This window comes from Coprococcus sp. TM115-187 (genome assembly GCF_027679115.1).
In the GTDB taxonomy this organism is placed as follows: Bacteria; Bacillota; Clostridia; order Lachnospirales; family Lachnospiraceae; genus Allocoprococcus; species Allocoprococcus comes.
This window is the reverse complement of sequence record NZ_JAQEKS010000005.1, coordinates 1-24668: the sequence shown is the minus strand read 5'-3', so window position 1 is coordinate 24668 and position 24668 is coordinate 1. Positions and strand designations below refer to the sequence as shown.

Annotated in this window: 16 protein-coding genes; all 16 read left to right on the top strand. The window is 40.7% G+C overall.

The window, feature by feature from the left end; genetic code table 11:
• The first annotated feature begins 23 nt into the window (after positions 1-23).
• Positions 24-368, top strand: a complete 345-nt coding sequence (locus PGW42_RS05125; protein ID WP_007884627.1) for a hypothetical protein — start codon at positions 24-26, stop codon at positions 366-368.
• A gap of 40 nt (positions 369-408) precedes the next feature.
• Positions 409-663: a DUF4314 domain-containing protein gene (locus PGW42_RS05120; protein WP_080543130.1), complete on the top strand. Its 255-nt coding sequence runs from the start codon at positions 409-411 to the stop codon at positions 661-663.
• A gap of 23 nt (positions 664-686) precedes the next feature.
• Positions 687-2411, top strand: coding sequence for a VirD4-like conjugal transfer protein, CD1115 family (locus PGW42_RS05115; RefSeq protein WP_154301185.1), 1725 nt, complete (start codon positions 687-689; stop codon positions 2409-2411).
• Between the two features lie 87 nt (positions 2412-2498).
• On the top strand, positions 2499-2816 hold the full coding sequence (locus tag PGW42_RS05110; protein ID WP_044927371.1) for a glutamyl-tRNA amidotransferase: 318 nt from the start codon (positions 2499-2501) through the stop codon (positions 2814-2816).
• An 87-nt stretch (positions 2817-2903) separates the two neighbouring features.
• Positions 2904-3746, top strand: coding sequence for a hypothetical protein (locus PGW42_RS05105; protein WP_172590441.1), 843 nt, complete (start codon positions 2904-2906; stop codon positions 3744-3746).
• A 4-nt stretch (positions 3747-3750) separates the two neighbouring features.
• A complete protein-coding gene (locus PGW42_RS05100; protein WP_007884639.1) occupies positions 3751-4182 on the top strand; it encodes a DUF4313 domain-containing protein in 432 nt (143 codons plus the stop codon).
• 3 nt (positions 4183-4185) lie between these two features.
• Positions 4186-4626: a PrgI family protein gene (locus PGW42_RS05095; protein ID WP_007884640.1), complete on the top strand. Its 441-nt coding sequence runs from the start codon at positions 4186-4188 to the stop codon at positions 4624-4626.
• A complete protein-coding gene (locus PGW42_RS05090) occupies positions 4619-6949 on the top strand; it encodes a VirB4-like conjugal transfer ATPase, CD1110 family (RefSeq protein WP_199596345.1) in 2331 nt (776 codons plus the stop codon). The genes PGW42_RS05095 and PGW42_RS05090 overlap by 8 nt, the downstream gene beginning before the upstream one ends.
• Positions 6949-7299: a hypothetical protein gene (locus PGW42_RS05085; RefSeq protein ID WP_006426970.1), complete on the top strand. Its 351-nt coding sequence runs from the start codon at positions 6949-6951 to the stop codon at positions 7297-7299. The genes PGW42_RS05090 and PGW42_RS05085 overlap by 1 nt, the downstream gene beginning before the upstream one ends.
• A gap of 29 nt (positions 7300-7328) precedes the next feature.
• Positions 7329-9020: a lysozyme family protein gene (locus PGW42_RS05080; RefSeq protein WP_006426969.1), complete on the top strand. Its 1692-nt coding sequence runs from the start codon at positions 7329-7331 to the stop codon at positions 9018-9020.
• 170 nt (positions 9021-9190) lie between these two features.
• Positions 9191-11452, top strand: a complete 2262-nt coding sequence (locus PGW42_RS05075) for a glycoside hydrolase domain-containing protein (RefSeq protein WP_007884642.1) — start codon at positions 9191-9193, stop codon at positions 11450-11452.
• An 80-nt stretch (positions 11453-11532) separates the two neighbouring features.
• Positions 11533-12093, top strand: a complete 561-nt coding sequence (locus PGW42_RS05070; protein ID WP_006426967.1) for a hypothetical protein — start codon at positions 11533-11535, stop codon at positions 12091-12093.
• Positions 12094-12496: 403 nt separating this feature from the next.
• A complete protein-coding gene (locus PGW42_RS05065) occupies positions 12497-13210 on the top strand; it encodes a LytR/AlgR family response regulator transcription factor (RefSeq protein ID WP_015513340.1) in 714 nt (237 codons plus the stop codon).
• 145 nt (positions 13211-13355) lie between these two features.
• Positions 13356-14480, top strand: coding sequence for a sensor histidine kinase (locus tag PGW42_RS05060; RefSeq protein WP_240142694.1), 1125 nt, complete (start codon positions 13356-13358; stop codon positions 14478-14480).
• Between the two features lie 191 nt (positions 14481-14671).
• Positions 14672-24028, top strand: a complete 9357-nt coding sequence (locus tag PGW42_RS05055; protein WP_270203442.1) for a DUF6531 domain-containing protein — start codon at positions 14672-14674, stop codon at positions 24026-24028.
• 66 nt (positions 24029-24094) lie between these two features.
• Positions 24095-24668: contact-dependent growth inhibition system immunity protein (locus tag PGW42_RS05050; protein WP_270235122.1), on the top strand; the 574-nt coding region annotated here is incomplete at its 3' end.

Sequence of the window (24668 nt, the reverse complement as noted above, 5' to 3'; positions counted from 1 at the left end):
AGCTATTACGGAGGTCTTGTGATATGGTTGGTGTAACAAAAAAGGAGGTCAGCCAGATGACAAAATACTATTTGAAGATGGATAACATTATGAAAAATATGTTCGTGGTGGCACTGAATGATGAGCTACAGGCGCAGAGTGAGCAGGATGAATGTTTGGAAGAAACGAAAGCTCTTCTGAAAAAAGTAAGTGAATACGACCTCGCTCAGAAACGACTGCAGATTACAGCCGGGGAACAAAGGCAGATCCGTAAGGCACTGAACAGACTCAGAAGTAAATATCTTGCAGCCGGAAGATACAGTGATGGAATAGATAAAGTTATTATTCAGGTTGCAAAACCGAATACTAGCAGACACATGTTCTGGTAGAGAAAGGAGTGGTTGATTGGTCATTTATTCAAGAGAAAAAGTGGCAAGACTTAGAGAACAGTATCCGGCAGGAACAAGAATCTGTCTGAATTCGATGGATGGAGAAGCGGGTATGCCGCAGGGACTGGAAGGAACTGTGCAGTATGTGGATGATGCAGGCCAGCTTGGTGTTAAGTGGGACAACGGCAGAAGTCTCTCACTGATACCGGGAGTGGATTCCTTTCATAAGAAAGAAGGACAGGGACATCCAGAAGAAAAGCCACGCAAGAAAAGAGAATCTGACTTGCAGAGATAAGTACAAAAAAGCAGGACTGGGTTCTGTATCTTGTCTTTCTGCCATTTGTCTGGTGGGCGGCAGCGATTACCGCTTGTGCCATTACACCGGATAAGAATTTTATTCAAATCTTAGAAACGCTGAGCGAAAAACTCGAACAGCCGTTTTTTATCACGTATACACCGTATACGTTCAAATGTATTCTGATATTCACAGCAGCCTATTTCTTAGGCATTGGTATTTATGAATCCCAAAAAAGAAATTATAGAAGAGGCGTGGAACATGGTTCCGCAAAATGGGGCAACGTGTCCGAAATCTGCAGACGTTACTGCGAAAAGCAGTACACGAATAATCTGCTTCTGACACAGCATTTCCGCATGGGACTGGATGGATATAAGCATAAACGAAATTTAAATGTGCTGGTAGTCGGAGGTTCCGGGGCAGGAAAGAGCCGGACCTATGCGATTCCGAACATCATGCAGTGCAACTGCTCGATGGTGATCACAGATCCGAAAGCGGAACTTCTGCGCAAAACAGGAGGTGTTCTGGAACGGAATGGATATGAAGTCCGGGTTTTTGATTTGATCAATCCGGAGACTTCCTGGTGTTATAATCCGTTTGCGTATGTCCGGGATGACAAGGATGTGCTGAAACTAATTAACAACCTGATCCGCAACACGACACCGAAAGGTGCACAAAGCTCGGACCCGTTCTGGGAAAAGTCAGAGACTGCACTTTTACAGGCACTTATGCTGTATTTACTGCATGAAGCTCCACCGGAAGAACAGAACTTCCCGATGATTATGGAAATGCTTGGAAGCGCACAGGTCAAAGAAGATGATGAGGATTACCAGTCACCATTGGACATTTTGTTTGAAAGACTGGAAATGCGGGACCCAGAGAGTATTGCGGTCAAGCAGTATGCCATTTATAAGCAGGCGGCCGGAAAGACCGCAAAGTCTATTTTGATATCGGTTGGTGTCCGTCTGGCAGCGTTCAATCTGAAACAAATCGCCAACCTGACCTGTACGGACGAACTGGACTTATACAGTATTGGGGAGAAAAAAGTAGCACTGTTTTGCTGTATTCCGGATGCAGACACCAGCATGAATTATCTGGTCGGCATGATTTACAGTAATCTGTTTCAGACACTGTATTATGTGGCAGATCGGAAGTACGGAGGAAGGCTTCCGATTCCGGTACACTGCATTATGGATGAATGGCCAAACGTAGCCTTGCCGGATGATTTTGACAAGATTCTGGCAACCATGCGTTCCAGAGGGATTTCCTGCAGTATCATCATCCAGAACATTGCACAGATGAAAGCCTTATTTAAAGACTCGTATGAGAGTCTGATCGGCAACTGCGATGAATTTTTATATCTGGGTGGAAATGAAAAAGAAGGACATAAGTATGTCTCGGAATTATTGGGAAAAGAGACATTGGATACCAATACCTACGGACAGACAAAAGGGCGTAGCGGCAGCTATTCGGTGAATTATCAGCAGACAGGAAGGGAACTTTTAACACCGGATGAAATACGGCTTTTAGATAACCGCAAAGCGATTTTGTTTATTCGTGGGGAGCGTCCGATCATGGACGATAAATATGATTTAAAAAAGCATGTGAATTTCAGATACACAGAGGACGGTGGTGCATCGCCTTATGATTATGCGAAAACACCACTGGCTCACGACGACCTAAAGATTGACATTAACAGATTAGACGATTACGAACTGCTGTCTACCGAGGACATCCTTGGTGAATAGCAGTTTTTTGATGGATTGGAGTGATGTGTATTGAAGAAACTTCTCACAGGAGAAAAAAATAGAACAAAAAAGAATACAACTGAAAAAATGATAACCCCGATGCCGATGGGGAGAAAACAGAAAAAGTGGATGAGCCTTTATATGGCACTGGTACTGACCGTAACGGTTGGAGCAACGACCGCATTCGCAGCCGGAGATCCGTTGTCCGTTATCAATAACCTGTCTACCTTTATTTTTTCTCTGATTCGTGCGATCGGTTTGATTTTGCTTGGATTTGGTGTTGTGCAGGTTGGTCTGTCTTTAAAAAGCCATGATCCAAGCCAGAGGGCAAATGGATTTCTGACACTGGCCGGAGGGGTAATTATTACGTTCGCCAAAGAAATCCTCGATTTGATTATGGCGTAAGCCTCTTTGAAAAAATATATCAGGAAACAGCAGGAGTGCCGGAAGGTACTCCTGTATTCAAAAATATGTTTAAGGAGGTGAGAGTTTTTGAGTGATAACTGGATTGTACAGAATCTAAACTCAGCACTATCCACATGGAGTGAAAAGATGGCAGAACTGTGGACTCTGCTGACCGAAAATCCGGCAACTTTTAAGGGCGGCGGCATCTGGCGGATTATGGTAAATATTAATGATGCACTGACAGCCATTGCTTATGGATTACTGGTATTATTTTTCGCAGCCGGAATCATTAAAACGTGTGGCAGTTTTACAGATCTGAAAAAGCCGGAACATGTGCTAAAAGCATTTATCCGGTTTGCACTTGCTCAGGGAGCAATTACATACGGGATGGAACTTATGCAGGCACTGTTTTCCATTGTGCAGGGAATCGTGACAACCGTAATGAGTGGCTCCAGTATGGCAGGAAGCGTGACGGAACTGCCAACGGAGATTGTAGATAAGATTGAGAGCGTGGGAATGCTGGAATCCATTCCGTTGTGGATTGTTACACTGCTTGGCAGTCTGCTGATCACTGTATTGTCATTTGTAATGATCCTGACAGTGTATGGCAGAATGTTCAAAATCTATATGTATACGGCAATCGCCCCGATTCCGATTTCCTCATTTGCAGGAGAACCCACGCAGTCCATTGGAAAGAACTTTATCCGTTCTTATGTAGGCGTATGTCTGGAAGGGGCAATTATTGCACTGGCATGTATTATCTTTTCTGCTTATGCAGCAAGCCCTCCGGCTGTCGGAGATACGGAGTTGAGTGCAGTTACAATCGTGTGGAACTATGTCGGAGAACTGGTATTTAATTTACTGGTGCTGGTTGGAGCAATTAAGGCATCTGACCGTATTGTCAGAGAAATGATGGGACTTGGAGGTTAAAAATATGGATATAAAGAAAACATTAAGATATAACTGGGAATTTGGACGTGAGACAGTAGCAATACGAGTGAGCTCTTATCGGAACAATGGAAATTTATATGTAGGACTCTGCCATAAGGAAGGGAGAGAATGGGAAGATTTTGGAGATGTAACCATTAATCTGCCCTATCAGTTCTTAGAGCCAAATGAGGCTTTTATAACAGGAGATTTTACCAAGGATATGCTTCATTTTATCAAGGAACATAAACTAGGAAAAGTGTTGAATGAAACAGGAAGATCAGGATATGCAACCTATCAGAAGGTAGCGTTTGATCTAGCAAGACTTGCGGAATTTGATCCGGAAGGCGTTGCAGAACACTGTAGATTTGCCGGGATAGAAGTACCGAAAGAAAAACCACAGAAAACGAAGAAACAAAGCAGAGGAAAGGAGCGATAAGTTATGGAAGTCAAGATGAATAAAGAAATCCGGGACTATCAGGAATCCATGTTTATGGGACTGGACCTGAGACAATGTGTGTGTTCTGTTCTTGCGATTCTTACAGCAATCGGAATTTACTTTGGAATGCGTGAAATTACCGGACAGGAAATAACCGGATGGCTGTGTGTGCTTGGTGCTACTCCATTTGCTGCCTGTGGCTTTTTCAAATATCATGGTATGACAGCCGAACAGTTTTTATGGGCAGTGATCAAATCCGAATTGCTGTATCCGAAGAAACTGGTGTTTCAGTCGGAAGATATCCACTACTCCTGCATGCAGGAGACCATCTCGCTGGGAGAAAAGAATCAAAAGGATGGAGCGGAAATCATAAAAGAGCGGGAGCAAAGAGCAGAAGCAAAACAGAGAAAGAAACGCAAGGGAAGGAGTGATGCCTTTGATTAAAACCTTAAGTCAGGCACTTCGGATGGATAAGGAACGCTTCAAAGTTCCGAAATCAGTCCAACAGGCAATTCCCATCCAGCGAATCTGGCCGGATGGAATTTTTCAACAGGGAACGAAATTCTCAAAAACATATCGTTTTACAGATATCAACTATTATATTGCGAGTAAGGACAATAAGACAGAAATGTTTCTGGATTATTCCGAACTCTTAAATTCACTGGATTCCGGCATTTCTGCCAAAATTACCATCAATAACCGGAGAATCAATAAAGAAGAATTTGAAAAATCAATCCTGCTTCCAATGAAGGAAGATGGACTGGACCACTATCGGGAAGAATACAACGAAATGCTCCTGTCTAAGATTACAGGAACAAACAACAGCATCTATCAGGAACGGTATCTGACTGTCAGTGTACATAAAAGATCGATTGACGATGCAAGAACCTATTTTGCACGTATCGGAACAGACATCGTAACACATCTGGCAAAGTTATCGTCCACAGCAGAAGGACTGGACGCAGAGAGCCGGCTCCAGATTTTCAGGGACTTCTTCAAGGGAGATGTCCCACAGGCATTTCCGTTTGATCTGAAACAATTTGCCAAGAAGGGAACAAGTTTCAAGGACTGGATGTGTCCGGATTCTATGGAATTTGAACGTGACCATTTTAAAATCGGTGACAGGTACGGAAGAGTCCTGTATATGCAGGATTATGCAAGTTATGTTAAAGATGACATGATTTCAGAACTGTGTGACTTCAGCCGGAATCTGATATTGTCGATTGATATCCTGCCAGTCCCTACGGATGAAGCGGTAAGGGAAATCCAGAACCGACTGCTTGGTGTGGAAACCAACGTGACCAACTGGCAGAGAAGGCAGAACGCTAATAATAACTTCTCGGCAATCGTACCATACGATATGGAACTTCAGAGAAAAGAAACCAAGGAAATGCTCGATGATCTGACAACCAGAGACCAGCGTATGATGTTCGGAATTTTGACAATGGTACATCTGGCAGACAGTAAAAAACAGTTGGATTCCGATACGGAATTATTATTGTCGATAGCAAGAAAGCATCTGTGCCAGATGGCAACATTAAAGTGGCAGCAAGTGGACGGACTCAATACAGTGCTTCCTTACGGACTGCGAAAGATCAATGCCCTGCGTACATTGACAACGGAATCAACGGCTGTTTTAATCCCGTTCCATACACAGGAAATCCTGCAGCCGGGCGGTATCTATTATGGGCAGAATGCAGTCAGCAAGAACCTTCTGGTAGCCGACCGGAAGAAACTGATGAATGGAAACAGTTTCCGGTTGGGCGTCAGTGGATCAGGAAAGAGCTTTTCGGCAAAAGAAGAGATTGTGCATCTGGCATTGAGTACCGATGACGATATCCTGATTCTTGATCCGGAGTCCGAATTCACAAAATTAGTAGAGGCTCTGGGTGGACAGGTTGTAAAAGTATCTGCGACATCAGACAATCACCTGAATGCAATGGATATGGACGCAGCCTACGGCAATGAAAAGAATCCACTGATTGAAAAATCGGAGTTTATTCTGTCTGTATTTGAACAGTTGGTTGGAGCAGGAAACCTGTCAGCAAAAGAAAAGTCAATCCTGGACCGCTGTGCTGCAGATGTGTACCGGGATTATATCCGAAGTGGTTATACCGGAGAAGTTCCGACATTGAAAGATATGTACCGACAGTTGATGTTACAGCCGGAAGAAGAGGCAAGGGGACTTGCACTGTCATCCGAACTTTTTATCAATGGAAGCCTGAACACCTTTGCACAGCCGACCAATGTGAATAAGAAGAACAGGATCATGGATTATGATATCCGGGAACTGGGGGAACAGCTTATGCCACTGGGAATGCTGGTTACCTTAGACAGTATTTTCAACAGGGTAATTCAGAACTGGAAAGAAGGAAAAACGACATGGATATTTGCCGATGAGTTCTATCTGTTATTCCGCTATGAATACAGTGCAAATTTCTTCTACCGACTGTACAAGAGAATCAGAAAATACAATGGATTCGTGACAGGTTTAACCCAAAATGTTGAGGAACTTCTGAAATCGGACACTGCAAGACTGATGTTGGCAAACAGTGAGTTTTTGATTCTTTTGAATCAGGCAAGTACAGACAGGGAAGAATTGGCAGCTCTTTTGAATATTTCCGAAAACCAACTGTCCTATATTACAAATGTATCGGTTGGCAGTGGCCTAATCCGTTGCTCTGGGAATATCGTACCATTTGAGAATACGTTCCCAAAGAATACAGACCTTTATAAACTAATGACAACAAAACCGGGAGAATCATAATGAAGAAAAAAGAAGAAGTAACGATAACTTTTTATGCTGCAGAGTGCGGTGAGTTCCATGATTTAGGAGAATATACAAAATGCAGAACGCTGGAAGAGGCATATAAAAAGTACCAGAAATATTGTAGAACATCTGCCAATATGTGTCCGGCTATTGAGTTTTCTATTCATGATCCAGAATCAATTTATTCAGACATGGAATATCCATTACCGTTGTCATCAAAAGACAGGGGAGACTTGGAACTTGTGCCATATTACAACGAACATCCACTGGTAAATGAGGCAATCAGACAGGTGGAGCAGTTGCAGAAACAGCAGGAAAAAAAGAAACATCGGGATGTTGCCCGATGAGATAAGAGATACGGAAAGAGGGTGACCGGATGAAAGATATCAAGGAACGGGTAAGGGATAAGAATCCGAAGATTCGAAATCCGGCTGCCCGACTTCCGAAAGAACTGGTTCGCTCAGCGGTTCTGGAAGCAAAAGAAAAGCCAAGGGAACTACATGAAAAAAGCAGTGGGCAGTCAGAATCCCCAACACAGTATGGAACTGAAAAAATAGAATCCGTACAGTACAGAGCGGCGAGTGTGGCAGGAAAAAGTATAGGGAAAACCACATATCAAGGTGGAAAAAAACTTGCTGGAGTGACCTACAGGAAGATAAAGGAAAGAAAAAGCAGACAGGAAGAAGCGAAAGCTGCCGAAGAAGCAATGGAGCAGGGGGCAGAAAGCGGAAAGAAATTAATCAAGTTGAAACCGGAGCAGGCAGCACTTGCCAAGGAGAATGGTAAACGGCAGGTGAAAGCAGCACCGAGAGTGGTAAAAGTATCCGGTCTGTCTCAAGAAAAAATAAAGACACAGGCATCCATGCAGAAACAGCAGATGGAAAAAAGTCTTCAGGCGATGCAGAAAGCAAGAGCAGCCCAGATGGCAAGAAAGTCAGCACAGGCATCGGCAGAAAGTGGAAAAGCAGTCCTTCAGGTAACTGGAAAGGGTTCAAAGTTATCCGTACAGGGAATTACAGCAGCGATTCAAAAAGGGGTAGTAGCTCTTGAAAAAATGGGAAAATGGATTGCTGCCGGAGGTAGTGCATTTCTTCTGGTATTTATTCTGATTGTGGGAATCATTGCAGGAGCAGCTTTCAGCAGTAATTCGGAAAGCTCCGAATCCCTAAGTGAAGAAGTGCTTGCGTATACTTCTGTGATACAGCAGTATGCATCCCAATACGGCATTCCGGAATATGTGTCTGCGATACAGGCCATCATGATGCAGGAATCTGGAGGCAGGGGAACAGACCCGATGCAGTGTTCGGAAAGTCCATATAATACAAGATTCCCACACACTCCTGGTTCTATTACTGATCCGGATTATTCGATAGAGGTTGGAGTACAGACCTTTGCAGACTGTATCAGACAGGCAGGATGCAGCAGTCCACAGGATCTGGACAAGCTGAAACTTGCATGGCAGGGATATAACTATGGAAATGGCTACATAGGATGGGCATTGCAAAGAGGCGGTTATACAGAAGCCAATGCATTGCAGTTTTCACAGGAACAGGCAGCTTCGCATGGATGGAGCAGTTACGGAGATCCCCAATACGTTCCCCATGTGATGCGGTATTATTCCGGTGGCAGCCTGTTTGCTGGTTTGTTTGGTAATCAGCAGATTGTGTCGGTTGCAATGGGGCAGCTTGGAAACAGTGGCGGTCAGAAGTTCTGGAGCTGGTACGGATTTGACAGTCGGGTAGAATGGTGTGCCTGTTTTGTAAGCTGGTGTGCGGATCAGAGCGGTCTGATTGCAAGTGGGAATGTTCCTAAATTCTCATTGTGCAGTGATGGAGTGTCCTGGTTTCAGGGAAAGAATAAGTGGCAGAGTGGCGGAACAACTCCGACAGCTGGAATGATCATCTTTTTTGACTGGGATCATGATGGAACATCGGATCATGTAGGAATAGTAGAAAAGTGTGAAGGTGGAAGAGTTTACACGATTGAGGGAAATTCCAGTGATCAGGTACGGCAGAGAAATTATGCAGTAGATTACAGTTCTATAATGGGATATGGGGTGATAAATTGATGGTTTCTTTCATAATTTGTTAAGGATTTTATAAGGGAGTTAATGAATCCTTTGGAAAATAGTCACAAAATAGGCACAGTTGATTGATAAATTGTTATTGTAACTTTTAGTGATAGACATATAAAGAGTTAGAAATCTTTATAATTGACTTGAATTAGGAGGTAGTGAATATGAGTGATCAGAATGTAAAAGCAGCACAAAAATATTTAAATGCGATGTTTGGTGGACATAAGGATTGGGTAAAACTGGATGAAGATGGAAAGACCGGAACAGCCGTGATGCAGGGAATCATTCGTGCATTTCAGATTCAGAATGGAATCTCAACGATTACAGGAACGGTTGGACCACTTACTATTAATACCATGAAGAAGTTAGCCATTATTACAAAAATGGATCCGAATGATACTCCGCAGGTTAATGTATGCTTGATTCAGTGTGCTCTGTTTTGCAAAGGATATGCTGCTGGAGGAATTACTGGAATTTATTATACATCAGGAGTAAATGCAGTTAAAAAGATGCAGGAAAATGCAGGACTGGAAGTTACGGGCAAAATTGATTGGAAAGTTTGGTCTGGATTGTTATCCCTAAACTGGTTTACAAAGGTTTCTGGTGGGGATTCCAATATTGTTCTTATTCAACAGCAATTAAATAGTGACTGGTCAGATGTTATTGGTGTTGGACCTTGTGATGGAATTGCCTCAAGACAGACAATTTTGTCTTTAGTTGGTGCATTGCAGGCGGCTGAAGGAGTTACAACTGAATTAATTACAGATTTGAATTCAGTTAATTTTGGCGATGCAACAACAAATGCGTTTCCGGGTACATTACAGAACGGACAGAACTCGACGAAATATGTTCCATTTAATAAGATTGCTCAATACGGACTATATTTTAACGGATATAATCCGGGAAGATTCGATGGCGTGTTTGATTCGACTACAGAGTCAAAGGTGTCAGAATTTCAGGAGTTTTATGGTCTGACAGGAATTGGACTTGTAACAAAAGGAAAAGTAAATGTTTCTACTATGAAATCATTGCTTACGAGTAAAGGCGATACAAACAGGGCAGCAAAAGCGTGTGACTGTGCAACAGTATTAAATAAACAACAGGCATTAGATATAAAAAATGCAGGGTATACTCATGTAGGACGTTATCTGACAGGTTCTGTTGGAAAAGAACATACACCGAAATATTTGACATCAACAGAAGTGAAAAACATTGAAAATGCAGGATTATCGGTATTTCCGATATATCAGGATGGAGGATATGAATTAAACTATTTTAAGGATCCGTCCCAGGGAAGTGTTGATGCACAGACAGCAATTTTAGCAGCCGAGAGAATCGGTATACCAAGTGGAACGACTATATACTTTGCAGTGGATTTTGATTGTTATTCATATCAGATTGATACATTTATTATACCTTATTTTGAACAGATTCACATGATCTTTTTCAGTTCGACAAATGATAAAAATTATAAAGTCGGCATTTATGCACCAAGATATGTATGTACTAAAGTTTATGAAGCAGGATTGGCAAGTAAATCATTTGTGGCAGATATGTCAACTGGATTTAGCTGTAATTTGGGATATTCGATGCCGAAGAACTGGGCATTTGATCAATTTTGTGAGTTGAACTCATTTTCTTCATCACCTTCGTTCCCACTGGATAAAGATGCATATTCAGGGAGAGATACTGGATTTAAAAAGTTCGATGCCGTATCGACAAAAACAGATGAGGAAATAGCGCAAGAAAATCTTCGGGCAAAGGTAAAAATAGCACGAAATCAATATGTCTATAATGTAATGGAGCCGCTTGGTTATCTGAATAAAATTATGGATGTGGGTGTGGAGTATGATAAGGAAATTTCACTGGGAACAATGATGAGTCCTCAAGGAGCAATTGATATTTCTACTAAAATATCCACATCGCTTGAAAGTTCAACTGGTAAAATATATAATATAAAAGTGGATATAGGAAATGATGGAGAATTGACACAAACTTGCAAAAATCAAATTATGGAGATTTCATCAAATTTATCAGATACAGGTATAGAGGGAGCAGATAACTTTGGAAATACGATAGAAAAAATTGCTTTATCGGTTAAATCTGGTAATATTGCTTTTGAAATAAATAATGTTTTTGCCAATAGTGTAGAGTTTTCCATTGTATTTAGTACATCAGATTTGCTGCCAGAAGAGGAAAAAGAGTGGACAATATCGGTTGCTTTGATTTTTACAATGACATTAAATTCTAATAGTGGTCTTGAATTTAATGTTGTAGAATTCACAAAAGAGCATAGTAATATACTGGCAGGAGCCGTAATATTAGTTCTTGCGGGTGCATTAGTTGTAAATGCAATTCCGTCAATTATTGCTTTATTTTCAGCTGGAGCAGGTACTGTTTTTGGTTTGTTGATTCAAGCGCTGTAAATTGTAAAAGAATAAAAGAGACAATGGCCAGAGGTTCGATTTTATAAAGAGGACCTCTGGCAAAAGGGGGATTAAGAAGAATGCATATTAAATCAATTGTGTCAGATGAGGATAGGGAAGAATTAGAAAGAATGCTTTCGCTTGGGTTTATAATTCCTAATCAATTATTTAAAACAAGACAGAAAAGTAGAATGATTATCTATATTTTTACACCTGTAGAATTTTTACTGTCGATTAATTGTTATCTGTCGGAAAGTTATTTGATGTTTGGAATAGGGATTGGAACTTGTGTGGCTTGTGTGGCTTGGATTATTTGGTATCAAATGATTGGTAAAAATTTTGAAAAAAATGTTCATGAATTTGTCTGGGGTAGATCAGGATATGAAACGGTGGATATCGATGAAAACGCAATTAAAATAGATGAAGATCAAATTTATGAATTTAAAAATATTGATAGAATGTTCTTATATAAAAACTTCTTTTTTTTCATAACAAATGAAAAGAAAATATTTATATTTAAAACGACAGATATGGAGTCGGATGAACTTATAAAAATTATTAAAACAACAGGGATTTTATTTGAAAAAAAAGAAAAACCATTTAATATTTATAAGTATTGTAAAAAAGGAAAAAGTTTTTAAAAATAAGCAGAGGATGGTGGATTTATCATCCTTTTAGAGAAGAGCATGTATTTTAAAGGGAATCTGGTTTTGCAGGTTCCCTTTTTGCCATCAAAAACGTTGATGTTTTATCAAATGACGCTAAAAATAAAAAGAATAATGCAGGGGGTGACATTATTAGTTATCGCTGTAATATTTGGATAAAATATAAATAAAACATAAAAAATATAAATAAATTATAAAATGGCGACAGTTTTTTCTTGTTCAAGTGTTTATTATATAGAGGACAAAATAAGACAGCAAAGGAAGTGGTGCTGTTGCATCGGAAAAATGACACAAAATTAGTGATGTCCATTCGGGAAAAGAATTGAAGGGGATTCTTTTCCCCATTTGTCGTGTTACGAAAGACTGAGGGTAAGAAAATATGCTAGAACTTGCAATCTGTGATGATGACATCATCCTATGTAATTGGTTAGAACAGAAGCTGCTCCATTATGGGAAAGCGAATGACTGTCAGATATCTATAGAAATATACTATTCTGCGGAGCAGCTTCTTAACAGGCTGGAAGAAGAATCCTACGATATGTTATTCCTTGATATTTGTCTGGAACATGAGAATGGAATTGATATCGGAACGGAGATACGAAAGAAAAATTATGGAAAAGAACTGCGGATTACCTATATTTCAACATATCAGGAATATGCTATGAAATTATTCCGTATTCATCCATTTGATTTTCTTGTAAAGCCAATCCGAGAGGAAGAACTTTTCCGGGTGATAGGTGAATTACGGGAACTGTTAAAAGAACGGAAGAAAATATTTGAATATACGGATACAAAAGGAATCCACAAGATTTCTTATGACAAGATCCTGTATTTTTATAGTCTGGGAAAAAGAGTACATATCGTGACATCGGAAAAAGAATATGAATATCGAGGAAAATTAAAGGATGTAGCGGATGTAACAGAAGAATATTTCTTACTGATTCACAAGTCCTATCTCATCAATATGGAACACGTGGAGCATTACGAATATGACAACGTGGTTATGAAAGACAAGACACGTCTCAGTATCAGTAAAGCAAATCGCAAGAAGGTCAGGGAAAGACTATTACAAACGGAGAAGAAAAGATTATGAATATCCATTTGATCACTTATCTGACAAGTAAATTATTCTGGATTTATACTGTGTTCCGTTACAATACCATCCTGTATCCAAAAATGAGGATACACAAAAGCTATTTGCATATTTTTGTGCATATCTGCTTTCATGCTGGGGAAGCATGCAGTGGGGAACGATGTACGGAGATCTGATCTTTGAGCTGATAGCTCTGTTAATTATAACAGTGGCATATCAGGCAGACTGGCAACATCATGTCTGGAATACACTTATGGTATATATTATGGGAATTTTATGTGATGGGATTCCAATCGTGTTCTTTCAACGGTATGCGGTAGCAAGAAATCCGGTGCATCATCACATGGGACCGGGAACTATTGTAATGGGAAATTTTATATTCTTTTTACTGGAAGTCATTATTGAAAGAAAAGTAGGTGTAAAGAGAAGTTATTATATAAAGAACCGTCATTGGCTTGCTATGCTTTCTGTCCCGGTGATCAGCATTATAGTCTGTATCAGGATATTGCTGCCAGACAGAAGAGGTGTGCGGTCTACGATTGTATTATTCTTACTGTTTATCAATGTGTTTATTTTCTATCTGCACGATGAGGTTCAGAAAAGTTATATTGAAACAGCAAAACAGGAAGAGATGAAAATTCAGATGAGCCAGTATGCAAAAGAACTGGAGATGATGATGAAATCACAGGACAGGCTGAATAAGATACATCATGATTACAAGCACCATCTTACAACAATAGGGGCAATGGCAAAAACGGGAGGAAATGAAGAGATTCTATCGTATCTGAAACAAATGGAGAATATAGCCGGAACAGCCTTATGTCATCATTTATATACAGAAAACCGTAATATGAATAATCTGCTGAATTATATTTTGGAAGATTCGAAATCAGTAATTGAAAATCCGGAGATTTCTGTAGAAATACCGAATCATATAGGGGAAGAATTATTTGATATAAGTATAATAGTGGGAAATCTTATGGATAATGCTATTCGTGGGACAGCAGCTTCAGATGAAAGGAGATTATCGTTTCAGATGTATTATGGAAAAGGAATCATGAATATCCAGATTGAGAATAGCATAAAAGATACACCAAAAGTGCGGAATGGAATTTATCTGACAACGAAAAGCAGGAAAGAAGGACATGGAATAGGATTACAAAATGTGAAACTCGTAGTAGAAAAATATCATGGTCAGATGGAGATCTGCCATACGGAGAAATCCTTTCAAGTGAAAATATTATTATATATGAAATTAGATGAAAAATAGTAAGGCGATGGTGTCTTACTATTTTTTTCGACCGATTTCGTCTATTTTTGCCACCTCAAGGGGCATTTTTACCATTTATGAAAATTTTGTGATTTTTTAGATTATAGTAGTGCCAAAGTCAGAAAAAAGGAGGGTAGCGGTTATTTTGTAAAGGAATTATAGAAAAAGATTACAAGAGGGAGAAAGAGACTATGAAGAGATTTCGAAAGTCGGCTATAGCCTTAGTACTTGCACTCCTGATGGCACTACAGGGAACAGAGCCTATTTTTGTACAGGCAAAAGAGGCCATTGAGGATGTACAGAAGAATGCAGATTTCTCCAGACCAGAGGCTTTGACGGAAGAGGAAGCAGGGATTACAGATTCCACATCTGGAGAACAAGATAAGAGTCAGCAGTCTGATGCGGACGTACAAAATGAAACGACGCCATCAGAAGATACAGAGACGCAGGAAGAACAGACAACTCCAGCGGAAGAAACAGAAGAAAATCCGCAGGAAAAAGAAGTGGAGTTGAAAGAACCACAGGATTACTATCCGATTCCAGAAGAACCGGAAGGTGAACTGATTGATTATGATGCCATTTCCAAGACTTATAAGACAGGGGACAAGCAGTATACAACCGTTTATGGAGGTTATGTCGGAACTTATAAGAATGAGGATGGAGATACCGAGCTGGTTGATAATACACTTGTAAAACCAGAAGAAGCAGATACTCCGGCATCCGAAGAAGCACAGGAAGCCAGCAGTGTAGTGGCAACTGAAGAAAAGGAAGAGAAAACAGAAGTTTATCAGAACAAGGCAAACGATTATGCTATCCTTCTTCCGGAACAGATGTCAGAAGAGAATGGTGTAACGATTGAAAATGGAAAGACCAGAATCGGGATCATTCCGGTAGATGGAGATTATACACATTCCGTTATTAAAGACAATGCGATCCTTTATAATGAAGTTTACGAGGGCGCAGATGTTCAGTATACAGTACTGGATTCCAGCATTAAGGAAGATATCGTACTTCAGCAGCCAACAGACAGGGAAGTCTATGAATACGAGCTGCAGATTCCGGGGTATCAGGCAGAAGTAAAAGACAATCAGGTCTATATCTATCCGGAAGGGAAGACAATCAAAGATGCGAAGTATCTTCTGGAGACGCCATCAATGGAAGATGCTGCCGGGGAAATCAGTTTCCTGATCACATTGGAACTTCGGGAAGAAGATGGAAAAACAATCCTGACCGTAAAACCAGATAGGGATTGGCTTTCGGCAGAAGAACGTCAGTATCCGGTCAGGATCGATCCGACACCAGTAGAGATTCAGAAGAGTTCCTTTAACATGATCGGTGTGGAAGAGGGAAGTCCTACCAGTCAGATTGGTGACAACAATTATCCGTATGTCGGATTTGATGATGGTATTAAGTCTGGGAACCTTGCAGGATTTGGTACTGCACACCAGAACTGCCGGACTTATATCAAAGTAAATTCAAATTTTAGTCAGATTCCGAAAGATTCCAAAATTGACAGTGCAACATTTGCAGTCAGTCAGAAAACTGCATACAGTGGTGGTGCATCCCAGTTTGGACTTTATCGTGTAGATCAGTCGTGGAACACCTCCATCACATGGAAAACAAAACCAGTAAATCTTACGTTTCAGGATGTACAGAATGCAAGTACCAGCAGGAACAGCTATATCAATTATGACGTCAAAGATCTGGTCAATGACTGGGTGCAGGGAACTCATGCGAATAACGGATTTGCACTGGTAGCCATTGCCGAGGCAAATAACCTTGGAGCTTCTATGCAGTGTGAGGTACTGAATAACAGGGCATCCGTTTATGGACCGAAACTCAGCATCCAGTGGTCACCGGCTGAAGATCCATATCTGCGAGATATGTCACTGGATGAAACAACGATCCTGCTTCGCCCGATGACAGAAAAGAATACAAATGGAAAGCTGAAGTTTGATGCCGTATTTGTAGACGGAATTGCAAAGAGCAAATCTACAGTAGAATATTATCTGCTTCCAGATGAGGAAAATGAAGAACATCACGAAACAGATGCAAAACCATTGTATTCCTATCCAGACAGTACTGAATACAATAAGCAGTTCCCGGAGGCGAATAAGTATTACAGCAAAGATTCCAACTGGCAGAGTGCACTGTATTCAGGGCTGACGAAGGACAAGCTTTATAAGATCAAAGCAAAAGCATCGAAAGAGATTGATGGAAAGCTGGAAACAGGAAAAGAAGTGACCAGTGACAGCTTTGTGATCTATGAAGTGAAGCAGTTTGATACATTCCCGAAGATTGCAAAATATTATGGTGTTCCGCTTAAGAACATTATGAAAGACAATCAGGTTATGGACGCACTGGTAGTCGCAAATAACACGATCTTTATCCGTAACCCACAGACAAATGTTCCATATAGTCCTGCACCGCTTACCGATCAGGATAAGATGCGGATTGACGGAGCATTGATGGGAAGAGGCCTGCACTGTGAATTTGGATTTGAACCAGTCAACTTAAATACTGGTAACTTCTACATGGATCAGTCCGATGCGACGATGAATGAACTGAATGGAGAATTCTCCATTACAAGAAGCTACAATTCCAAAGGAACAGACCAGCATTCCATGTTCGGACGTGGATGGAGCTTTAACTATGACCAGTCACTTTCTCAAATGGAGGACGGAAGTCTTCTGTATATGAGAGGGGACGGAAGTTATCTGATCTTTGATAAGAATGAAGATGGAAGCTACACTACTCCGGATGGTTATGTATATGATTTAAAAGCAGTCAGCTATAAAGATACAGACCATGACTACATCGGATGGGAACTGACAGATGCGGATCAGAGCGTCTGGTCATTTGATAAATATGGAATTTTACGTTATGTAACGGATGTGAATGGATTTAAGACAGTATTAGATTATGACGATGATTATAATCTGAGTAAGATTACAACACCATCCGGAAAAACATTCGGGGTAAAACAGGATAAATTCGGGCATATCAAGGAACTGTCTCTTCCAGATGGTGGAAAAGTTTCTTACAAATATGATGAGCAGGGAAATCTGATATCTGTAACAGATCCGAATGGAACAACAAAAGAGTACAAATATGATGATGACAGCCGTATGACAAGCTGGAAAGATGAGAATGGCAATACGGTTGTAAAGAATACTTACGATAAAGAAGGAAGAGTTGTAGAGCAGACTGATGCAGAAAAAGGAACGGCAACTTTCAAGTACGGAAAGAGTTCTACTACAACAACGGATAACGAAGGAAATAAGACCGTTTATCATTATGATGATCAGTACCGCACAACATCCATTGAATATCCGGATGGAACAACCTGTGAAAAGACTTATAATGCAGAGAATCAGCTTGCTTCCGAAACGACAGCAGCCGGAACAAAAACTTACACTTATGATACATTTGGCAATGTAGCAACGGAGACAAGAGAGGATGGAAAGACAGCCTCTTATACTTATAATGAGCAGAATAAGCTGACCAGTGCAACTGGATATAACGGAGCAACGGTTACTTACAGTTATGACGGTAATGGAAATATGGTCACATCTACAAAACCGGATGGAACAGCCATTACCTATACTTACGATGACAAACATCGTATGGTATCCCAGACAGACGGCAGAGGTGTCACAACAACGTATTCGTATGACGGACCGAACATGACCGGATATGTGGATGGAAATGGAGCAGCATGGGGATTCACGTATGACGCGATGAATCGTGCAGTTACCATGACAGATCCACTTGGAAATGTAACCTCGAACAGTTACGATGCGAATGGCAATCTGACTTCCAAGACAGCAGCCGATGGCGGTGTGACCGCTTATACGCTGGATGGTGTGGGAAATATTACAGCAAGTACTGACGCACTGGGGAATACCACCACTTATACTTATGATAAGATGTACAACATGACCAGTGGTACAGATCCGAAAGGAAATCAGATCAGCTACGTTTATGATAAGAATTATCAGCAGGTCAAAGCAACCGATGCAAAAGGAAATACAATTACTTATAAGTATGACAGCATGGGACGTGTCATAGAAGAGAGTAATAAAGATTTTGGAACAAAGCTCTATGAATATGACAAAGCAGGAAATCTGAAAAAATATACCGATGGAAATGGAAATGCAACCGTATCCAAGTTTGATTCTCTTGGACAGGTGCTTCAGTCCAAAGATGCAGTTGGTAATATAACCAAATATGAATATGACGCATTAGGAAATGAAACCAAGATTACTTATGGAGATGGAAGCAGCCATTCCAAGGAATATGATAACTGCGGAAGACTCGCTAAAGAGACAGATGAATTAGGTGCAGTTACCACATATACTTATGATGCGGCAGACAATCTGGTATCAAAATCAGATGACAGTGGAAGAACCTGGACTTATACCTACGATAATACAGGAAACCGCTTAAGTGAAACCAACCCAGAAGGTGGAACTACCACATATACTTATGATAAAGCAGGAAATCTGGTATCTTCTACCGATGAAGAGGGAAGAACAGATACTTATGCTTACGACAAGGCAGGAAATCTGACTACATCCAAAGATGCCCTTGGATATACCGTATCCATGAAGTATGACTTAAATGGAAATCTGGTATCCTCTACCGATGAAAATGGAAATACCAGTACCATGACTTACGATGGTAATGGAAACATGACATCGGTAAGCGATGCAAAGGGCAACATTACAGCAATGAAATATGATTCCACCGACAATCTGGAACAGACGGTGGATGCCCTGAAAGGAAAGACCACTTACGAATACGATTCACAGGGCAACAGCACAAAGATGACAGATGCCCTCGGCAATGCGTATAGTTATGTGTATGATAAAGAGGGAAATAACACATCCATAATACTGCCGACAGGGGACAAGGTGCTGATGGAGTACGATGCCATCGGACAGCTTGTAAAATGTACGGATGCACAGGGACTCGTAATTACCTATCAATATGACGGAGCAGGCAACCTGATCCATTCCTCCGACAATGGTGGAAACAGTATGGATTATACTTATGATGGTGCCGGAAATGTACTGACACAGACCGATGAACTTGGCAGGACAGCAACATACAAGTACGATCAGTACGGCAGACTCCTGAAACTTACTGAAGCAGACGGAAGTATCACATCTTATGAATATGATGTTATGGACCGCATTACAGCGGTAACGGATGCGGAAGGTCATAAAACAACCTTTACCTACGATAAAGTCGGCAACCAGTTATCCATGACAGAAGAAGAGGAAGCCACATATAAATACGCTTACGATAAGAAAGACCGGGTTATTTCTCAGACAAATCCACTGGGAGCATCCAGCACCTTTAAGTATGACGGAAATGATAATGTGACGGAAGCTGTCGATGAAAACGGTACGGTTACCAAGTATGCTTACGATAAAAATGACAATCTCGTATCCCAGACAGACGGAAATGGAAATACGACAACCTACCAGTATGATGAACTGGACCGCAAGATCGGTGAGACTTCTCCGTTAAAAGAAACAAATGAATACCGTTATGATGCCATTGGAAATCTTACCAAATCAAAAGATCCGATGGGACTCATTACCGAATACAAATATGACAGCCTGAGTAACATGACGGAACAGATTTCTCCAAAGGGAGCAGTTACCAAATATGATTACGACAAGCATGGCAATGTCATTTCTGTAACGGATGCAAAGGGAAATGAGACACAGTACAGTGTTGACCTGAATGACAATGTCACAAAGATGACACAGGCGAATGGTGGAGAGTATACCTATAGTTATGATAAAGCCGGACGTCTGAAGAGTATGACCAGTCCACTGGGTTATACTAAAAATTTCTCTTATGATAAAGTGGACAACGTGGTAAAAGAAAGCGACAGCTTAAAGAGTACCACTACTTATACTTACGATAAGCTCCATAACATGAAGTCTTCTACCAATGCACTGGATGGAACAACCAGCTTTTCTTATGATAAGTATGGCAATCTGGTGAAGGAGACAGATCCGCTTGGACGGAGCAATACCTACAGTTATGACCTGGCAGGTCAGATGACTTCTGCAGCTGATCCGCTTGGTAAGATAACTGCTTACACTTACGACCCGGCAGGAAATATTACTGAGATCACCAAACCGGGTGGAAGAAAGACCAGCTATGGATATGATAAGAATTATAATGTTACATCTGTAACAGATCCGATGGGCTATGTTGCAAAGACAGTCTACGATAAAGACAACCGTGTAACAGAAGAGACCGATGCACTGGGGCAGAAGGAATCCTATACCTATGATAAGGACAGCAGGGTAACTTCTATTACAGACAAGCGTGGATTCACAACGGGATTTGATTACGATGCACATGGGAATATTCAGGTTGTTACAGATAAGACCGGATTAAAGAGCCATCTGGAATATGACAAGAATGACAACCTGACCAAAGTAACTGATGCCCTTGGCGGTGTAACAACTTATGGTTACGACAACATGGATAACCTGGTGACCTTCACCAATGCAGCAAATAAGACAACGAATTATACTTATGACTTAGAAGGCAACCTGACATCCATCAAAGATCCGGCAGGAAGAACGGAGAAATTCGACTATGATGAAAAAGGCAGACTGACCGGACATACACAGGCAAGCGGCAAGAAAACCACGTATGATTACGACAAACTGAATGACCTGTTGGAGAAATCTTATCAGGACGCAAAAGGCGAGACATCCGAAAAGGACGTGACCTACGCATATAACAGTGCCGGGGAACGGGTATCCATGAAGGATCAGACAGGCAAGAGCAGCTACGAATACGATGCACTTGGAAGAATCACCAAAGTGACAAGCGGTTCGAAAAAGGATGTCAGCTACGTTTATGATGACGCAGATAATCTGCAGGCAATCGTATACCCGGATGGGACAAAGATCAGCTATGAATACGACTTAAATGATAATCTGGTAAAACTGACAGACCGTAATAGAAAAGTAACCACTTACAAGCATGATGCACTGAACCGTGTGACAGAAGTTACTAGAAGTAATGGAACAAAGACGGAAGTATCTTACGATGCAGAAGATCATATCACAAAGATTGTGAATACCTGTGGTTCCTGCGGCAAAGTAATCAGTACTTATGAGTACAAGTACAATGATCAGGGATATGTAGTTGGAGAAACAGCTACGGAACTGGAAGCTGGAACAAGAAAGACGCCAAGCTGGGAAGACTGGTACAACTGGGGCGATACACAGAAAGAGACAGACAAAGCAGACTGTGAGCATCAGGAAAAAGAGATCCAGACGACACGTACCTATGAATACGATGACAACTGGGAACTGACACGCTGTACAGAAAAAGCAGAGGGCGGTAAAAAGACAGTCCATAATTATACTTATGACAAGATTGGAAACCGGACCTCTTACGAGAAGATCGAGGATGGTGTCAGCAAAGCAAAATATAACTATAAGTACAACGATTCCAACCAGCTCATCAAACGCACCAATGCAAAGATCTGGGGCGATCCGGGAACAACCTACAGCTATGATAAAGATGGCAATCTGATCCAGGAATGTGATAAGACAAACAGTGCAGATCCGGTTACTTATGAATACACAGCAGAGAATCGTTTGGCAGTAGTAAAACAGGGTGGAACAGTCCTGATGGCAGCCATGTACGATGGAGATAACAACCGGGTATTCGAACTTGATAACACCTATAAATGGGAAGACTGCTATGGCGATGAAGTCCTGATCCCGGCGAACCAGCGTACCGAAGATGGAAACAGCCCGAAAGAGCAGCTTGCCTCTCTGGTAAAAGGCGGTTCCAATGCCAAAGGATGCACACTGACAGAGTATATCAACGATATCAATCGCGAGAATACAGAAGTCCTTGCAGAGTATGGAGCAGACGAGAAAGTACGTCAGGCTTATACTTATGGAGAAAGTGGAATCGGAGAACGGGTAAGCGTTGATAAATCGGAAGAAAGCAGTTATTATTTATATGACGGAAGAAACAGCGTGACCGGAATCCTGACCGAAACAGCTAATCTGACGAACAGTTATCAGTATGATTCATACGGTAACCTTACATCAGGAACAGCAGACGGTGTCAATTACTACGGTTACAATGGGGAGTCCACAAATGTAAAAACAGGACTTCAGTATCTGCGGGCAAGATACTATAACGCAGAGAACGGAACCTTTACAACTGAAGATAGTGACCTTGGAACGACAGAAAATCCATTGACCAGAAACCGCTACGATTATACGACCAATAATCCGCTGAATTACAGTGATCCGACAGGACATTCATTGTGGAGCAGGATTAAGAGTACAGCTAAAAAAGCAGCGAAAGCAGTCAAGAGTGTCGGCAAGAAAATCGTTAATACTGCGAAAAAGGTAGTCAAAACAGTAGTAAATACAGCTAAGAAAGCAGCAAAAACTATTGTTAACACAGTGAAGGGGGTAGCAAAAACTGCCAAAAATGCAGCTAAACATGCAAAACAGACATATCAATCTGTGAAAAATCGTGTAACCAGTAGCAGTACATATCAAAAGATCACATCCAGAGGAAGTCAGTTTATTCGTTCTGTAAGCAATGGGGTACAGAAAATTGGAAAAACTTATACATCTTTCAAATCCTATGTTTCAGAAAGAACGGCAGAAATCCGCTCAGAAGTGGTACGACATATGTGTACGACAACAAATCGTATTACAGATAAGCTTGGAAAAGTAGACTGGAATGCGGTGAAAAAAGTAGCCATTGGTATAACTGCGGTTACAGTTTCTGGTCTTGTAGTTGCTGCAACAGGCGGTTTGGCTGCAGGAGCAGTTCTGGCAGCATTGCCAGCAATGGGTGGCTTAGGAACGGCGATGGTTTCAGGAGCAGTTATTGGAGCTATTGGTGGAGCTTCATATAGTGCAGTGAATTCAGGTTTGTCTGGAAATAGTCTGAAACAAGTAGCAAAAGATACGTTAGTCGGTGGTATTGCAGGAGCAGTGACAGGTGGCGTTATGGGTGGCCTTAGTTATGGGGCTGGGAAACTTTTGAATGTAGTAAGGAGTGCAGGAAGTACCCATAATGATGGGATTGATAAATCGTTTAAAAAATTAGTTGCAGAAGTAACCGAAACAAAATTGCCAGAAGGCACTTGGGAAAAACCACCATTAGAGCGAGGAGATATTATTGACAAAGCTATGGGAAATAACTTGGGACACAATTTCCCGACCATAGATAAAGTAGAAAATGGTGTTGTGACTAGTGTTAAAAGCCGAGACTTAGGTGCAAAGACTTATCAAAATGGTAATAAATTGGAAAAGGTAATTGTCAAGGACATTAATAAAGTTTCAGGATTTATAGGAGAAACATTTAATGGTAAATTTGTTAATGCGGAAGAAATAGTGGGTAGACAATTACAAGTAGTTGTTCCAAATGTAACATTAAGCGAAGCTCAGATAAATGCAGTTAATAATGCTACAAAACATGGTATTGATAAAGGTGTTAAACTCATTATTACAGTAGGAAAATAATAGCAAAGTAAATAGCTTAAGGGGAATATTTTATTCCCCTTAAGTAATAGAGAGGAGAAAACGGATATGATTTCTGTATATTATAATCAAAAATATGGTTTCTTAATTGTGCCTAATGCCATTGAAAGGTTTATGGGATGTTATATTTCTATCGAACCTACAATTGAAATTATGGCTGAAGAAACAATAGATAAGATAGGCTGTGCAATTAGAAAAGGAATAAAAATTGCAGAAAGTTCCCCAAAAGTAGACGAATCTCAATTAAACAATTTTTGGAAACAAACAAAATATAAAAGTTTTCCAACATTTTCCAAGAATTATCAAAGAATTGATTTGAAACAAAATGGAGATGAATTAGAAATTAGAAGATGGGAACGGAATAATAGAGGGGGATATTCGCGAAAAACGGAAGAAAAAGATTATATTAATTTTATAGAAATGTCGGATTATGAATTGGGCTTGTTTATAAAAAAAATGTTTGAACCATGTGAAATTAGAATTGATGAAACAGAAAGATTTGAAACATTAGAGGGGAAAATAATTAGTTATTCGATTCCAAATGAGCATTATAAAAATATTGGTGATGGTCATACAGATTCTTATATGACATATAGAAATGAAGATTATGATAAGTTGTATA

What these genes read in the sequence shown, in the direction of transcription:
- PGW42_RS05125 (WP_007884627.1), top strand. Translation starts at nt 24, where the DNA reads ATGGTTGGTGTAACAAAAAAGGAGGTCAGCCAGATGACAAAATACTAT.
- PGW42_RS05110 (WP_044927371.1), top strand. Translation starts at nt 2,499, where the DNA reads ATGATAACCCCGATGCCGATGGGGAGAAAACAGAAAAAGTGGATGAGC.
- PGW42_RS05100 (WP_007884639.1), top strand. Translation starts at nt 3,751, where the DNA reads ATGGATATAAAGAAAACATTAAGATATAACTGGGAATTTGGACGTGAG.
- PGW42_RS05095 (WP_007884640.1), top strand. Translation starts at nt 4,186, where the DNA reads ATGGAAGTCAAGATGAATAAAGAAATCCGGGACTATCAGGAATCCATG.
- PGW42_RS05085 (WP_006426970.1), top strand. Translation starts at nt 6,949, where the DNA reads ATGAAGAAAAAAGAAGAAGTAACGATAACTTTTTATGCTGCAGAGTGC.
- PGW42_RS05080 (WP_006426969.1), top strand. Translation starts at nt 7,329, where the DNA reads ATGAAAGATATCAAGGAACGGGTAAGGGATAAGAATCCGAAGATTCGA.
- PGW42_RS05075 (WP_007884642.1), top strand. Translation starts at nt 9,191, where the DNA reads ATGAGTGATCAGAATGTAAAAGCAGCACAAAAATATTTAAATGCGATG.
- PGW42_RS05070 (WP_006426967.1), top strand. Translation starts at nt 11,533, where the DNA reads ATGCATATTAAATCAATTGTGTCAGATGAGGATAGGGAAGAATTAGAA.
- PGW42_RS05065 (WP_015513340.1), top strand. Translation starts at nt 12,497, where the DNA reads ATGCTAGAACTTGCAATCTGTGATGATGACATCATCCTATGTAATTGG.
- PGW42_RS05060 (WP_240142694.1), top strand. Translation starts at nt 13,356, where the DNA reads ATGCAGTGGGGAACGATGTACGGAGATCTGATCTTTGAGCTGATAGCT.
- PGW42_RS05055 (WP_270203442.1), top strand. Translation starts at nt 14,672, where the DNA reads ATGAAGAGATTTCGAAAGTCGGCTATAGCCTTAGTACTTGCACTCCTG.